This window comes from Brevundimonas sp. NPDC055311 (genome assembly GCF_053645695.1).
On sequence record NZ_JBSHMV010000003.1, the window covers coordinates 433,629 to 448,869 of the forward strand.

The 15,241-nt window shown below is 64.2% G+C and carries 10 protein-coding genes; 7 read left to right on the forward strand and 3 right to left on the reverse strand.

The window, feature by feature from the left end; genetic code table 11:
* Window positions 1–78: 78 nt before the first annotated feature.
* Window positions 79–699: a TetR family transcriptional regulator gene (locus ACWIDZ_RS13320; protein WP_453989451.1), complete on the reverse strand. Its 621-nt coding sequence runs from the start codon at window positions 697–699 to the stop codon at window positions 79–81.
* Between the two features lie 62 nt (window positions 700–761).
* Here ACWIDZ_RS13320 and ACWIDZ_RS13325 point away from each other — a divergent pair, with 62 nt between their 5' ends.
* The 6 genes from ACWIDZ_RS13325 (at window position 762) to ACWIDZ_RS13350 (ending at window position 9,208) form a co-directional block, all read left to right on the forward strand.
* Complete coding sequence (locus ACWIDZ_RS13325) at window positions 762–1,547, forward strand: Coq4 family protein (protein ID WP_338575540.1); 786 nt, start codon at window positions 762–764, stop codon at window positions 1,545–1,547.
* Window positions 1,548–1,654: 107 nt separating this feature from the next.
* A complete protein-coding gene (locus ACWIDZ_RS13330) occupies window positions 1,655–4,012 on the forward strand; it encodes an acyl-CoA dehydrogenase (protein WP_453989452.1) in 2,358 nt (785 codons plus the stop codon).
* Entirely contained in the window at window positions 4,012–5,319 is a 1,308-nt protein-coding gene (locus ACWIDZ_RS13335) for a 3-oxoacyl-ACP reductase (protein ID WP_453989453.1), read from the forward strand. The genes ACWIDZ_RS13330 and ACWIDZ_RS13335 overlap by 1 nt, the downstream gene beginning before the upstream one ends.
* 3 nt (window positions 5,320–5,322) lie before the next feature.
* Window positions 5,323–6,195 carry a MaoC family dehydratase gene (locus ACWIDZ_RS13340; protein WP_453989454.1) on the forward strand — a complete coding sequence of 291 codons (873 nt, stop codon included), beginning with the start codon at window positions 5,323–5,325 and terminating at the stop codon, window positions 6,193–6,195.
* Window positions 6,195–7,481, forward strand: a complete 1,287-nt coding sequence (locus ACWIDZ_RS13345; protein ID WP_453989455.1) for an acetyl-CoA C-acetyltransferase — start codon at window positions 6,195–6,197, stop codon at window positions 7,479–7,481. Before ACWIDZ_RS13340 ends, ACWIDZ_RS13345 begins: the two co-directional genes overlap by 1 nt.
* The gene (locus ACWIDZ_RS13350; RefSeq protein WP_453989456.1) at window positions 7,478–9,208 is read left to right on the forward strand and encodes an AMP-binding protein; all 1,731 of its coding nucleotides are present in this window, start codon (window positions 7,478–7,480) and stop codon (window positions 9,206–9,208) included. The genes ACWIDZ_RS13345 and ACWIDZ_RS13350 overlap by 4 nt, the downstream gene beginning before the upstream one ends.
* Here ACWIDZ_RS13350 and ACWIDZ_RS13355 read toward each other — a convergent pair.
* Both ACWIDZ_RS13355 and ACWIDZ_RS13360 read right to left on the reverse strand, forming a co-directional pair.
* Window positions 9,205–10,068, reverse strand: a complete 864-nt coding sequence (locus tag ACWIDZ_RS13355; RefSeq protein ID WP_453989457.1) for a bile acid:sodium symporter family protein — start codon at window positions 10,066–10,068, stop codon at window positions 9,205–9,207. The two genes, ACWIDZ_RS13350 and ACWIDZ_RS13355, sit on opposite strands and share 4 nt — an antisense overlap.
* 45 nt (window positions 10,069–10,113) lie before the next feature.
* Window positions 10,114–11,793 (reverse strand): FAD-binding dehydrogenase, encoded by a 1,680-nt coding sequence (locus ACWIDZ_RS13360; RefSeq protein WP_453989458.1) that lies wholly within the window; start codon window positions 11,791–11,793, stop codon window positions 10,114–10,116.
* A 318-nt stretch (window positions 11,794–12,111) separates the two neighbouring features.
* Between ACWIDZ_RS13360 and ACWIDZ_RS13365 the strand changes: the two genes are divergently transcribed.
* The gene (locus tag ACWIDZ_RS13365; protein ID WP_453989459.1) at window positions 12,112–15,078 is read left to right on the forward strand and encodes a TonB-dependent receptor; all 2,967 of its coding nucleotides are present in this window, start codon (window positions 12,112–12,114) and stop codon (window positions 15,076–15,078) included.
* The last annotated feature ends 163 nt before the right edge of the window (window positions 15,079–15,241 follow it).

Sequence of the window (15,241 nt, forward strand, 5' to 3'; positions counted from 1 at the left end):
TTCTTTCTTCGAGGACACCCACCATCACCAAATGACTTCAAAAGCCCGATGCCTCGCGTCGGGCTTTCTTTTCTCTGGTCAGGTGCGGGGGTGCATGGCGAGGAAGGCCGGCAGCAGGCTGGCCACGACCCTGCGGCTGGCGTCGTCCGATTGGCCCAGCATCCCGCGCAGAGGGGCGCCGATCAGCGCGTCCCCGAAGGCGCCGAGCGCAATGAAGAGGACGGCCGAGCCGATAGTCTCGTCGGTCTGATCCCCGCCCAGGCCGAGTTTCTCCTGAATGGCGACGACCAGATTCTGAACGGCCTCGCGCACGGGTTCGAGGTGCGACAGGTCGCCGGACAGGGCGATCCAGGCCGCCAGTCGCCCGGCGCCGCCGGTCGAGAAGGCGTCAAAGACGGCGTTGATCAATTCCAGCGGCGCGCCTTCGTCCGTCCTCAGACGGGCCACTGCGGCGTCCAGAGCGTCGCTGAGATCGGCCACCATCGATCCCATCAGCGCCGACTGCAGTCCTGCGGCCGAGCCGAAATGGTGGATCAGGTTCGCATGGGTGACGCCGATCTCGCCGGCCACGGCGGCCAGGGTGACGGCGTTGGGCCCCCCTGAGAGCAGGAGGTCGCGCGCCGAGGCCAGGGCCTCGCGACGGGCTTCTTCAGGCGAACGGCGCCGGCGGCGCGGCTTGTCGGCGATTTTAATTGACATCGGTGTAAATGACATCCATGTAGGTAATGTGTCTTACGAGCCGTCCAAGGAGACTGCAAGCCATGGCCGCGACCGCGCTGGATCATAGTGGGGCCATAACGGGATTTCGCGAAGCCTCGCGCACGCTGAGCCGTCGGGTTCAGCCGGTGCGGGCTGCGCGCGCCATGAGCAGGCTGGTTGCGGACAAGGACGACACCGAACAGGTGTTCGAGATCATGAACGCCTTGGCGGGGCGTTCCGTCGACTGGGGTTACGCCAAGTTGATGAGCAGTCCCGAAGGCGGGGTTCAGGCCTATCGCCGCCTGGAGCTGGCGGACCGGTTGCAGGATCGGGAGTGGCTGAAAACCATGCCGGAAGGCAGCGTCGGCGCGGCCTATCTGGACTTCATCGTCGCCCAGGACTTCTCCGCCTACGGACTGGCTGACGAAAGCCGCAAGGTGGCGGACAGCGAGATCGAGGCGGCGCATCCGCGCGCCTGGTATGCGCGCCGCCTGCGCGACGTGCATGATATCTGGCACGTGTTGACCGGCTATCATACCGACGCCTTGGGCGAAGCCTGCGTGGTGGCCTTCTCTCTGCCGCAGACGCGCAGTTCAGGGTTTGGCCTGATCGCGGCGGCGATTGCGGTGCAGTTCGCACGCGCGCGCACCGGCTATCCGTGTGCCAGAGCGGTGTTTCAGGCGTGGCGCGACGGTCGTCGGGCGGACTGGCTTCCGGGACAGGATTACGAGGCCTTGCTGGCGGAGCCTCTGGATCAGGCCCGGCGTCGTCTGCGCATTCCACGGCCCGAAATCTATGAGCGCGTGCCGGCGGAAGTCCGCAACGCCTATCGCGGCGGCAAGGGCTGAGGCAAGGGCTGAGGGAGCGCGGACGGGGGCGGCCGCGTTCCTTCTTTCATGAATGAACTGATGAGCGGCCGTGCGACTGCGCCCGTCGCCGGGGAGGAACAGCGTTGATGTGGGTTTGGATTGCGGCGGGGGCTGTTCTCGCCGTCCTGTTGGTCATGCTGACGGTCGCGCCGGTCCGTCGCGCCATGCTGTCACGCCCGGCGATGGACGCTTTCCGTCGCATCATGCCGCGTATGAGCGCCACCGAGCAGGCGGCGATCGAGTCCGGCAACGTCTGGTGGGACGCGGAAATCTTCTCCGGGCGGCCGGACTGGAAACGCCTGCTGGCGACACCCGCGCCGCGGTTGACGGACGAGGAGCAGGCCTTCCTCGACGTCGAGACGGAAAAGCTGTGCGACCTGTCCAATGACTGGGACAGCACGGCGGTGTGGCAGGACCTGCCGCCTGACGCCTGGGCCTATGCGCGGGACAAGGGCTTTCTGGGTATGATCATTCCCAAGGCCTACGGGGGCCTTGGCTTCTCGGCCTACGCGCACAGCCAGGTGATCCAGAAGCTGTCGACGCGTTGCTCGGCGGCGGCGGTGTCCGTGATGGTGCCCAACTCCCTGGGGCCGGCCGAACTGCTGCTGCACTACGGCACGGAAGAACAGAAGAACCACTATCTGCCGCGTTTGGCGCGCGGTGACGAGATTCCGTGCTTCGCCCTGACCAACCCGTTCGCAGGCTCCGACGCCGCGTCGATCACCGACACGGGCGTGGTCTGCAAGGCCATGTGGGAGGGACGCGAGACCCTGGGTTTCCGCATCACCTGGCGAAAACGCTACATCACCCTGGCCCCCATCGCGACGGTGATCGGCCTGGCCTTCCGCGCGGTTGACCCGGAGGGGCTGCTGGGCGAAGGCGACGAGCCGGGGATCACCTGCGTCCTGATCCCGCGCGAGCATCCGGGGGTGCGGATCGGGCGTCGGCACTGGCCGCTCAACGCCGTCTTCCAGAACGGGCCGATCGAGGGCGACGACGTCTTCGTGCCGATGGAGATGGTCATCGGCGGGCGCGAGCAGGTCGGAAACGGCTGGCGGATGCTGATGGAGTGTCTGGCGGCCGGTCGAGCCATCTCCCTGCCGTCCTCCAACGTGGGGATGTCCAAGCTGGCTGTCGGCATGGTCGGGGCCTATGTCGCCATCCGGCGTCAATTCAACCAGCCGATCGGCGCCTTCGAGGGCGTGCAGGAGGCTTTGGCCCGGATGGCGGGGCATCTCTACGCCACGGATTCTGTGCGGCGGCTGGCGGCTGCGGCGCTGGATCAGGGCGAGAAGCCTTCGGTCGTCTCGGCCATCGCCAAATACCATGTGACCGAACGCGCCCGCATCATCGTCAATGACGGCATGGACGTGATCGGCGGCAAGGGCGTCTGCATGGGCCCGGGCAACTTCCTGGCCCGCGCCTATCAGCAGATTCCGGTCGCCATCACGGTCGAGGGCGCCAACATCATGACGCGCACCCTGATCATCTATGGCCAGGGCGCGATCCGTTGCCATCCCTATGTCCTGCCGATGATGCGCACGGCCGAGGCGCAGGAGCTGAAAGCCTTCGATCGCGCCCTGTTCGGCTACGTCGGTTTCGTCCTGGGCAATATGGCGCGGGCGGTCGGCTTCGGCCTCACCGGCGGCGCGTTGATTTCGGCGCCACGCGACGCGGCGCCCGAACTGCGGCGCTACTACAAGCTGGCGACGCGGCTTTCGACCCTGTTGGCCCTGGCGTCGGATATTTCCATGGCCACGGTGGGCGGCGCCTTGAAGCGCAAGGGCGCCCTGACCGGGCGGCTGGGCGATATCCTGTCCCAGCTCTTCATCCTGTCAGCGACGCTGAAGCGGTTTGAGGACGAGGGGCGTCCGGCCGAAGACCTGCCCTTCGTGCATTGGGCGGCGCAGGATGCGCTGAACCGCGCGGCCACGGCGTGGCGGGACGTGCTGGCCAACCACCCCAGCCGGGGCGCGGCCCTTTTCCTGAAACTGACGGGGACGCCGTTCGGGCTCAAGGCGCCGACGCCCGGCGACGCCTGCGCCGGTCAGGTCGCCGGTCTGATCCAGCGTCACGGTCCGGCGCGGGATCGGCTGGTCGCCGGATCGTGGAGCGCCAGCCTGGACGTGGATCCCATCGCCGCCGTTCTGGTCGCGTTCGATCTGTATCCTCAGGTGGAAGCCGTCGAGGCGCGGCTGAAACCGGCGATCAAGGCCGGACGTCTGCCGCGTGCGCCGCAGGACCTGACCCAACTGACCGCCTGGGCGAGCGAGGCCGAGGCTCAGGGCCTGGTCGACGCCGAGGAGAGGGCTCTGATCGCGCGTTACGCCGAGGTCGCGATACAGGCGATCCTGGTGGACGACTTTCCGCAGGATTTCGGCCTGGCTGAGGGGTTGGCGCGGCGCCAGGCGGCGTCGGCGGGCAAGGGAAGCAAGGCGGCCTGATGTCGGACCGTTATCTGGACTTTGCCAACAGCGGCGTGGGCGGCTGGCTGACTGGAACGCTGGGTTTGCCGCGCCCATCGCCGTTGCGTCGTCGCGCCGAGGCGGGCGCGGCGCCGACGGGGCCGTTGCTGCTGGGCGGAAGCGCGCGCCTCTCGCCGCTGTTGCATGGCCTGGCCGAGCGTTGGGGCGTCGAGCTCCATTCGAAGGCGCAGGACGGCGCGCGTTACGGGGGGCTGATCTTCGACGCCTCTGACATCGCCGATGTCGCGAGCGCGACGGGCCTCTATCGCTACTTCCACGAGACGGTGCGTCGGCTTGATCCTCATGGGCGCATGCTGGTGATCGGCCGACCGCCAGAAGACACGGCGACCGTCGAGGGCGAGGCGCTGCAGCGCGGACTGGAAGGCTTCGTCCGCTCTCTGGCCAAGGAGGCGCGCGAGGGCGGAACGGCGCAACTGTTGCGGGTCGCGGCGGGCGCGGAAGAGGCGGCGGCGTCCAGCCTGGCCTTCTTCCTGTCGCCGCGCTCGGCCTATGTCTCGGGGCAGGTGGTGACGATCAGCGGAACGGCCGCGCCTGCCTCGACCGAGCCGAGGCGCGTCCTGATCACCGGCGCATCGCGCGGCATCGGCGAAGCGATGGCGCGGCTGTTCGCGGCCGAAGGCTATGCGGTGACGGCGCTCGATGCGCCGGGGGCGGAGACGGACCTGCGCGTGCTGGCCGACCAGATCGGCGCCGAAGCGCTGAGCCTCGACATCACTGCGGCTGATGCGGCGGGACGGCTGGTCAGCGCGGCGCGGGCGGCGGGCGGATACGATGCGGTGGTCCACAACGCCGGGATCACGCGCGACCGGACCATGGCCCGGATGTCGGCCACCGAGTGGGACAGCGTCATGGCGGTCAATCTGGGCGCGCCGCTGGCCCTGACGCGCGCGCTGCTGGAGGCGGGGCTGATCCGGTCGAACGGACGGATCGTCGCGGTGTCCTCGCTCAGCGGCATCGCGGGCAACAAGGGACAGGCCAACTACGCCCTGTCCAAGGCCGGCTGGATCGGGGCGGTGCGGCGATTGGCGGCCGAGGCGGGCGACGGGATCACGGTCAATGCGGTCGCGCCGGGCTTCATCGAGACGCGCATGACGGCCGCCATCCCCTTCGCCATCCGCGAGGCTGGACGGCGGATGAACAGTCTGGGGCAGGGCGGCCAGCCGATCGACGTGGCCGAGACCGCCCTGTGGCTGGCCGAGCTGGATAACGGCGGGGTGAACGGGGCCGTCGTGCGCGTTTGCGGCCAGAGCCTTCTGGGGGCGTGACGAATGCGAGGCGCTGAGGCGGCGACGCCGATCACAATGCTGCAACTGGCGGGCGGCGCGGCGCGGGGGCTGTTGCGTGGTGAAGCCAGGGCGCGGGAACTTCCGAGCGTGGTGCTCGAGGCCGACGCCGTTCGGTTGAAGGCCGAGGCGATCGCTGATTACAGCCGGTTGTGCGGTTTTCAGGCGGGACAGGGCGTGCCGTTGACCTGGCCGCATATCCTGGCCTTTCCGATGCATCTGCGTCTGATGATGAGGCCGGATTTCCCCTTTCCCCTGGCGGGCCTGGTTCATCTGCACAACCGCATCCGCCAGCACGCGCGCCTGACGCCGGGGGAGGCGCTGAGCCTTAGCACGCGCTTCGGGGATCTGATGATGCATGACCGAGGCCAGGCCTTCGGCATACTCACCGCCGCGCGCCGCGATGGCGTGATTGTGTGGGAGAGCGAGAGCGTCTATCTGAAACGCGGCGATCGCGGGCTTGGCCGCCTGGCTCCTGAGATGGAGCAGGCGCCCGGTATGACGCGCGACCAGGTCTGGTCGCTTTCTGCTGACCTCGGGCGCCGCTATGGCCGGGTGTCGGGCGACGCCAACCCCATCCACACCTCGGCCCTGGGCGCGCGGTTGTTCGGCTTTCCGCGCGCGATCGTCCACGGGATGTGGACCAAGGCGCGGGCGTTGGCCGTCCTGACGCCGTCGGGCGGGTGGGAGGCGGCCGAGATCGAGGTCTCCTTCCGCGCGCCTCTGTTTCTGCCCGGCGAGGCGGCGCTGTTCATGGCTCCGAAGCATCGCGATTTCGAGGTGCGCGATCCTGCGGGCGAACGCGTTCACTTGCGAGGACGTCTGAGCGTCCCCGCTCCATCGGAGATCATCGTCTGATGCTTACCCTGTCCGCGCCGCGTCGGGTCGCCATCGTCGGCGCCAACCGCATTCCCTTCGCCCGGTCGAACACGGCCTACGCCGAGGCGTCGAACCAGGACATGCTGACAGCCGCCCTGCAGGGGCTGATCGACCGCTTCGACCTGCATGGGCTGCGACTGGGGGAGGTGGCGGCGGGAGCCGTCCTGAAACTCTCGCGCGACATCGCCCTGACGCGCGAAAGCGTCCTGAGCACCACTCTGGGCCGGGATACGCCGGCTTATGACGTCCAGCAGGCTTGCGGCACGGGACTGGAGGCGGCCATTCTGGTCGCCAACAAGATCGCCCTGGGCCAGATCGAGGTCGGGATCGCCGGCGGGGTGGACACCACCTCGGATGCGCCGATCGCCCTGAATGAAGGTTTCCGCCGCGCCCTGCTGGCGGCCAATCGCCAGAAGTCGACGCTGGGGCGGCTCAAGGCCCTGTCGCGAGCGGGCCTGACCGCGCCCTTCCGGCCTGAACCGCCGCGCAACGCCGAGCCGCGCACGGGCCTGTCGATGGGCGAGCATTGCGAACTGATGGCCAAGCATTGGGCCATTCCGCGCGAGGAGCAGGACGCCCTGGCGATCCGCAGCCATCGCAATATGGCGGCGGCCTATGAGACGGGGCTGTTCGACAAGATGATCACCCCCTTCAACGGGTTGAAGCGCGACAACAATCTGCGGCCCGATATCGATCCGGCCAAGGTCGCGGCGATGAGGCCGGTGTTCGATCGCGAGAACGGCACGCTGACAGCGGCCAACTCCACTCCGCTGACGGACGGCGCCTCGACGGTGCTGTTGGCCAGCGAGGAATGGGCGAAGGCGCGGGGACTGCCGATCCTGGCCTGGATGAGGGCGGGCGAGACGGCGGCCGTGGACTTCGTCAGCGGCGAGGAAGGTCTGCTGATGGCGCCCGCCTACGCCGTGCCGCGAATGCTGGCCAAGCTGGGGCTGACGCTTCAGGACTTCGACTTCTACGAAATCCACGAGGCCTTCGCCGCCCAGGTGCTGTGTACGCTCAAGGCCTGGGCAAGCGACGACTATGCGCGCACCCGGCTGGGGCTGGATCGGGCGCCCGGCGCCATCGACCGGGAGCGGCTGAACATCCACGGCTCGTCCCTGGCGGCGGGGCATCCGTTCGCGGCGACGGGCGGGCGCATCCTGGGCAATCTGGCGCACATGCTGAACCGGGCGGGCAAGGGGCGCGGGCTGATCTCCATCTGCGCCGCCGGGGGGCAGGGCGTCGTCGCCGTGATCGAGAAATGAGCGCGACGCTGGATGTGACGAAGACCGAGGCCGATCACCTGTGGGCCGAGCGCTTCTGGACGCGCGCCTATCGTTCCGACGTGCCGGCGACGATCGACGACGAATTGGTGCAATGGGCTTCGGTTGGCGACCTGTTCGCGGCGGACGCCCACAAGTATGCGGAACGCGTGGGATTCGTCAGTATGGGCTCGGGCGTGACCTATGGTCGGGCGCTGTCGGAAGCGCGGGCGTTCGCCGCCTGGCTGCAGGCCCAAGGCGTGCGGCCGGGCGATCGCGTGGCGCTGATGATGCCGAACTGCCTGCAGTATCCGGTGGCGCTGTTCGGCGTGCTGTTCGCCGGGGCGGTGGTGGTCAACGTCAATCCGCTCTACACGCCGCGCGAGCTGCAGCACCAGCTCAAGGACAGCGGCGCGGTCGCCATTGTCGTGATGGAGATGTTCGCCGCTGCCCTGGAACAGGCGATCGAGGGCACGGATGTCCGCCATGTCGTCGTCACGGCCATGGGCGACATGATGGGGCCGGTGAAGGGGACGGCGATCACCGCCCTGCTGCGCCATGTCGAAAAGCTGGTGCCGAAGTGGCGCATTCCGCAGGCTGAACGCTGGCCCGCCGTGATGCGTCGGGCGCGGCGACTGTCGCTGAAGCCGGTCGAGACGAAGGCGGAAGACCTCGCCTTCCTGCAGTATACAGGCGGCACCTCCGGCGTGGCCAAGGGGGCCATGCTGACCCATCGGAACATCATCGCCAATGTGCTGCAGGGGCGCGCCTGGATCATGGCCCAGATCCCGCAGGATCAGGTGGTGGGCAACGTCACCATGCTGCCGCTCTACCATATCTTCTCCCTGACGGCGAACCTGCTGATGTTCGTGGGCGTGGGGGGGCGCAACATCCTGATCGCCAATCCGCGCGACGCGAAGCGGGTGGAGTGGGTGCTGAGAAAAGAGCGGTTCGCGGCCTTCACCGGGCTGAACACCCTGTTCGCCGGCCTGCTGAAGAATGAGGCCTTCCGCGATCGCGACTTCACCGATCTGCGCCTGACCGTGGCCGGGGGCATGGCGACCCAGGCGTCGGTGGCCGAGGCCTGGCAGACCGTGACCGGCGCACCGCTGATCGAAGGCTATGGCCTGACCGAAACCTCGCCGGTGGTCTGCATCGGCTATGTGGATATCGAGCGGCCCGAGACGATGGGCTTCGATGGTACAGTCGGGCTGCCGGTGCCCTCGACCGAGGTGCGGATGCGGCGCGATGACGGAAGCTGGTGCGGGATCGACGAGCCGGGCGAACTGTGCGTGCGCGGCCCCCAGGTCATGCGCGGCTATTGGAACCGACCGGAGGAAACGGCCAAGGTCCTGTCGTCCGACGGCTGGCTGGCGACGGGCGACGTGGGCGTCATGCAGGCGGACGGTCGGGTGAGGCTGGTCGACCGGATCAAGGACATGATCCTGGTCTCCGGCTTCAACGTCTATCCGAACGAGATCGAGGATGTGGTGGCGGCCCACCCCCTGGTGGACGAGGTAGCGGCTGTCGGCGTCCCCGACCCGGTGCAGGGCGAGCGGATCAAGGTGGTCATCGTGCCGCGCTCGTCCGAGCTGACTGAGGCGATGATCGTCGCCCACTGCCGTGAGCGGCTAACCGCCTACAAGGTGCCGCGCATCATCGTCTTCCGCGACGAACCCCTGCCCAAGACCAATGTGGGCAAGGTGCTGCGCCGCGACCTGCGTGACTAGGCCCGGCCGGGCTTTCTGCGCGTGATCAGGAAGCCGAAGCCCGCCGCCAGCGGGAACATCAGCACGCCATAGACGGCGCCGGGCAGGGTCATCTCGGGACTGTTCAACACCGACTGAGCGATGACGATGGCCAGGGTGGCGTTGTGCAGCCCGACCTCAAAGGCGCTGGCGACAGCCTGCGGGCGCTCGATCCTGAGCAGGCGCGGCACGCCGTAGCCGACGCCCAGGCTGAGCAGGCAGAAGGCCACGGTCACGCCGGCAAGTCCGCCGATCTGGCTCATCAGGACGTGGAAGCTGGAGGCGGCGGCGCCGAGGATCACCAGCACGAGGATCAGAATGGAGGCGATGCGCACCGGCTTGTCCATGGCAGCCGCGAAGGCGGGCCGCCATCCGCGCACCAGCATCCCCAGCGCCACCGGAGCCAGCACAATCATGAAGACCTCGATCGTCTTCCTGAACTGCAGGCCGACATGCAGGTCGCCCGGCTGAAAGAAGGCGATCGCCAGATTGACCACGACTGGCAAGGTCACGACGGCGATGACGGAGTTGATCGCCGTCAGGCTGATGTTCAGCGCCACATCACCCCGGAACAAGTGGCTATAGAGATTGGCCGTCGTCCCGCCGGGGGAGGCGGCCAGCAGCATCATGCCGACCGCCAGGACGGGCGGCAGGCGGAACAGCAGCACCAGCCCGAAGCAAATGGCCGGAAGCAACAGCAACTGGCAGGCCAGGGCCACGCCCGCCGCCTTGGGCCGCTGGGCCACGCGGGCGAAGTCTGCGGGCGTCAGTCCGAGGCCCAGGCCGAACATGATGATGCCCAGCGCGACGGGCAGGCCGATGGTGGCCATTGCGGAATCCATGCGTCGTTTCTCCCCGTGCGCCAGATGGCGGCGCGATTGTCCCTCTTAGGCCTGGCCCGCCAGCGCGCGCCCCGCCGCCCGTCCCGAGAAGATGCATCCGCCCAGGAAGGTGCCCTCCAGCGCATTGTAACCATGCAATCCGCCGCCGCCGAAGCCCGCAGCTTCGCCTGCGGCGTAGAGTCCCTCCAGCGGCGTTCCGTCCGGCGTCAGCACGCGGCTGGACAGATCCGTCTGCAGTCCGCCCAGAGACTTGCGCGTCAGGACGTGCAGCTTGACCCCGATCAGCGGCCCGGCCGTCGGGTCCAGCACCCTGTGCGGCGCTGAGGTGCGCGCCCAGCGGTCGCCGCGATAGCGCCGGCTGTTGTGAATGCCCTGAACTTGCGCGTCCTTGGCGTAGGGATTGGCCATCTGGGCGTCGCGATCCTCGATTTGGGCGCGGATCAGGGCGGCGTCCAGCAGCGGTCTGTCGGTCAGGCCGTTCATCTTCCCGACTAATGCCTCCAAGTCGTCGGCGACCACGAAGTCGGCGCCCTGGTCGCGGAAGGCGGCGACTTCTCGAGGCGCGGCCTTGCCCAGGCGCGAACGCAAGACGCCCAGAAGGTTGCGGTTGGTGATGTCCTGGTTCTGCTCCGAGCCCGACAGGGCGAACTCCTTGGCCAGCATGGTCTCGGTGACGATGAACCAGGAGTGGTCGTGCTCGATCAGGTCGGGCGTCGTGCGCAGATGTTTCAGCGTGGCGATGGTGTCGTAGCCGGGCAGGGCCGGGAATGGCAGGCGCCGCCCCAGGGCGTCAAACCACAGCGGCGACGGTCCCGGCAGAATGCGGATCGCATGGTCGGGCCAGATCGGCGCCCAGTTCTGCACGCCCTCCACATAGTGCCACATGCGGTCCCGGTTCACGAGGCGCGCGCCGGCCCCGGCGGCGATGTCCAGCATTCGTCCGTCCACATGGGCGGGCACGCCGGTGATCATGGTCTTCGGCGGCGCGCCCAGCCGTTCGGGCCAGTAGCGGCGGACCATCTCATGGTTGCCGCCGATGCCGCCGGTCGCCAGGATCACCGCGTCGGCCTTCAGGGTGAAGGCGCCGATGACCTGGCGATTGGAGGGGGCGCCTCGCGTCGCGTCATCGGGCGCCAGCACGGCGCCTGCAACGCCGGTCACCCGCCCGCCTTCGACCAGAATCTGATCGACCCTGTGCCGGTGGTGAAAGGTCAGCCGCCCGGTTCTCGTCGCTTCTCTGGCTCGGTGCGCAAACGGCTCCGACACGCCCGTTCCCGTGCCCCAGGCGACATGAAAGCGAGGAACCGAATTGCCGTGGCCGAACGCCTTGCCGGCGCCTCTCTCCGCCCAGCCGACCATGGGCGTCAGCTTGATGTCATGCTGACGCAGCCAGTCGCGTTTTTCACCGGCGGCGAACTCAACATAGGCGCGGCCCCAGCGCATCGCCCATTCGTCTTCGGCCAAGGGGCCGTCCAGCCGATCCCAGCCCGCGCTGCCCCGCCAATCCCGCCAGGCAAGGTCGAAACTGTCGTGCACGCCCAGGCGTCGTTGCTCGGGCGAGTTCACCAGGAACAGGCCCCCGAACGACCAGAACGCCTGGCCGCCAAGATTGCTCGCGTTTTCCTGGTCCACCAGCAGAACACGGCGGCCTGCCCTTGTCAGTTCGTGCGCCGCAACCAGGCCTGCGAGCCCGCCGCCAACGACAATGACGTCCCCGTCCATCATGTCCTCCTAAAAAAGCGAATGCAGCATGATTTCACTAACAATTATGTAAATACAAGTGCGGCGTTCGCATTCGTTCAAACAAATCCGGGACATGGAGCGGACGTGGAGAGAGGAGAACAATGAGTGCGCTGCGGGAGAAGATGAAAAGCTTCCGTAAGGTCACAAGACATCTATGTAAGTAAGCTGTTGACATGCGTATGAATAGGTGGATCGATAGCGTCAGCTTTCGGCGCATCCGCCTCGTCGTCAGCTCAACACAAAGGCGGGAGGAAGCATTCGGTCCAGCTGGGGAGCAGGGCCGTGCAGGGGAGGGTTTTCATGGCTTCAGCGGCCTGTAATCGCGCGCGTCTGGCTGTCACCGCGTCGGCTTTCGCTCTAGTTGTCGCGGCTGGCCCTGCGCTGGCTCAGGATGCAGCGCCTTCCCAGGACGCAACGTCGGTCGGCGACATCATCGTCACGGCCCAGAAGCGTGAACAATCTATTCAGGATGTGCCGATCGCCGTTACAGCGCTCTCAGCCGAGAACCTGGACGCCATGAAGATTGAGGGCGGTTCAGAGCTGATGCGGGCCATTCCCAACGTCAGCTTCTCCAAGAACAATTTCAGCATGTATAATTTCTCGATCCGCGGGATCGGGACCAAGGCCATCTCGGCGGCATCTGATCCTGCTGTGGCGGTCAGCTTCAATAACAGTCCGCTTATACGCAACCGCCTTTTTGAACAGGAATACCTGGACGTGAATCGGGTCGAGGTCCTGCGCGGACCTCAGGGCACCCTCTATGGCCGCAACGCTACCGCCGGCGTGGTCAACATGATTCCCAACCTGCCGGGGCCGATTTTCGAGGCCATGCTCAAGGCTGAGGCAGGCAACTACGGGTCTGCGCGGGGCCAGATGATGGTCAACATCCCTCTAACTGACACCTTCTGGGTGAGGGGGGCTGCGTCGCTAACCAAGCGGGATGGGTTTGATCATAACACCTTCCTTAATACAGATATCAATAATCGAGATCTTTACTCCACGAGGCTTTCTGCAGCGTGGGAGCCAAGCGACCGGTTCAACGCCAATCTGATCTGGGAGCACTTTAACGAGGACGACAACCGCTCCCGTACTGGAAAGCAACTCTGTACCCGTGATCCGGGGCCCAGTCAGGTGGGCGCTGCGCCGATTGCGAATATCGCGGATCGCGGAAGGATGAGCCAAGGGTGTCTCCCTGTATCTCTGTATAGCGACAGCGCCTACGGTGCTCCCAATGGTTCCGGGCTCTCGCAGCTCTACATCTTGTCGGGCGTGGGTCTGGGCTATGACAGCCCCGACCTTTTTGCACGGAATCCAGTATATGCGATCAATGCTGGTGTGGATCCCTATGAAGGCGTGACTCAATCACGGAATCTTCGTGAAGTTGCGACGAGCTATGATCCAAAATTTCGCGCGAGCAATGATGTGTTCCAGCTGAATTTGGAATACAAGATACTTGAAAATGTTACATTTCATTCTCAAACGGCTTATACGGAGGATAGTTTTTATTCTACCCAAGACTATGCCCGTTACATGTCTAATCCGATTTTTAATGACAGCGACGGTCGATATGGCGTGCAAGGACAGCCTTGGGATACCGCTACAGCTCCCGGTGGGCGTTTCATAGATCCCCAATTGGGGGCCTCAAATCGCATGGAAGCCGCAGACCTGAGCCTATCTGACAATCGGCAATGGTCACAGGAATTCAGAGTTCAATCCCATGGTGGCGGACGGTTTAATTTTAACCTTGGCGCCAACTATATAGATTTCAAGACTGAGGATAATTATTACGTATTCAATAATACGTTTACTTATTTAGCTAAGTATTTTTACGATGCGACAACTGATCTTTTCTCTCCGATCAGTTACAATGAATGCGTGGACGGGTCGGAGGGGGAATGCATTTATGTTGACCAGACTCCGATAAGTAACCTTGCTGGAGACGGGCATAATTACTTCAGAAGCAAGAATGTCGTCTCCACTAGATCGTGGGCAGTGTTTGGGGAGGGGTATTTTGATATCAACTCTGATCTCCGTCTAACGGCCGGGTTGCGTTATACGGATGACACTAAAAAGACGATCCCGTATCCGAGCCAGCTCCTGCTTGGGTCTTGGGATGCGCTCGGCTTTGGCCCTACCTCTGGCGGTAGCGTTGTTCGCGGCTATGTCCCCATGGAGGAAGTCAAACAAAACTGGAGCGCGGTCACAGGCCGTCTCGTCCTGGATTGGAAACCGAGTGATGATATCCTCGTCTATGGGTCATACAGTCGAGGATACAAGGGGGGGGGCACCAATCCTCCTAGGGCGGACATAAATCCGGCTGTGGTTCAGTACCAGGCTCTATCATCAACGTTTGAGCCGGAATATGTGAACGCATTTGAAATCGGCATTAAATCAGATCTGGATGAAGGACGTCTGCGCTTGAACGCATCGGCCTTCTATTATGATTATAAGGATTATCAGGTCTCTCAGATCGTCGATCGCATTTCTTTGAATGAAAATTTCGACGCGACTTCCATGGGGCTGGAATTGGAGGCCATTTGGAGACCTACGCCTGATTTCCGTATCGACGCTAACCTGGGCTTCTTGAAGACAAGGATTGCGGACGGCGAGGGTTCGATTGATGTCATGAATAGAACTCAAGGCAATAAGGATTGGATGACCATCCGTCCATGGGTTCAGGTACCTTCGAACTGCATTGCTCCGACCGACCTTGTAGAGCAGGTGATGAGCCATCCGTTAGGGCAAATGCTTTCTGGGCCGGCTTTGGCGGTATTCTGCGGCGGATCGCAGAGACTTGGGTCGTATGATCCGGATTTCCAGTCGTTGTATCCATTTTGGGCCATTTTCGGGTTTAACTATAATCCTTTAACGGACGCCCCGAATGGTGGTCGTGGATTTGACGCGGATCTTGGCGGGAATGAGCTGCCGAATGCGCCTAGAGTCACTGCAAATATAGGAGCTCAGTATACATGGCATTTGTCCAATTGGGGCGTAACTCTTCGTGGTGATTATTATAGACAGTCATCAAGTTATTTCCGTATTTTCAACACGGACTACGATCGTTTGAAGGGTTGGGACAATGCTAACATAACGTTCACAATGGAAAATTCAGAAGATAATATTATTGTTCAAGCATATGTTAAGAATGCCTTTGACAAATCTCCTATAGTTGATGCTTTCACCAACAGTGATGACTCTATGCTTACGACAAACGTATTTACGCTTGATCCCAGGGTGTTTGGATTCAGCGTGGCTAAGAGGTTTTAACCTAATTTCGCGATGAGTTGGTTGTTCGGTTTGTGGATGATGTCGGGATTAATGGAGGCACGGATGTTGAGGTTGGTGTAAATATAATTTGACACTATCCATAAGTATGAAAGAGTGATCTCGACAGCTTTAAGTTGTCGATTTAAATAAATCGGAGAGATTG

Excerpts from the sequence above, each read along its gene's own strand:
- ACWIDZ_RS13320 (WP_453989451.1), bottom strand. The coding sequence starts at position 699 with ATGTCAATTAAAATCGCCGACAAGCCGCGCCGCCGGCGCCGTTCGCCT.
- ACWIDZ_RS13325 (WP_338575540.1), top strand. The coding sequence starts at position 762 with ATGGCCGCGACCGCGCTGGATCATAGTGGGGCCATAACGGGATTTCGC.
- ACWIDZ_RS13330 (WP_453989452.1), top strand. The coding sequence starts at position 1,655 with ATGTGGGTTTGGATTGCGGCGGGGGCTGTTCTCGCCGTCCTGTTGGTC.
- ACWIDZ_RS13335 (WP_453989453.1), top strand. The coding sequence starts at position 4,012 with ATGTCGGACCGTTATCTGGACTTTGCCAACAGCGGCGTGGGCGGCTGG.
- ACWIDZ_RS13340 (WP_453989454.1), top strand. The coding sequence starts at position 5,323 with ATGCGAGGCGCTGAGGCGGCGACGCCGATCACAATGCTGCAACTGGCG.
- ACWIDZ_RS13345 (WP_453989455.1), top strand. The coding sequence starts at position 6,195 with ATGCTTACCCTGTCCGCGCCGCGTCGGGTCGCCATCGTCGGCGCCAAC.
- ACWIDZ_RS13350 (WP_453989456.1), top strand. The coding sequence starts at position 7,478 with ATGAGCGCGACGCTGGATGTGACGAAGACCGAGGCCGATCACCTGTGG.
- ACWIDZ_RS13355 (WP_453989457.1), bottom strand. The coding sequence starts at position 10,068 with ATGGATTCCGCAATGGCCACCATCGGCCTGCCCGTCGCGCTGGGCATC.
- ACWIDZ_RS13360 (WP_453989458.1), bottom strand. The coding sequence starts at position 11,793 with ATGATGGACGGGGACGTCATTGTCGTTGGCGGCGGGCTCGCAGGCCTG.
- ACWIDZ_RS13365 (WP_453989459.1), top strand. The coding sequence starts at position 12,112 with ATGGCTTCAGCGGCCTGTAATCGCGCGCGTCTGGCTGTCACCGCGTCG.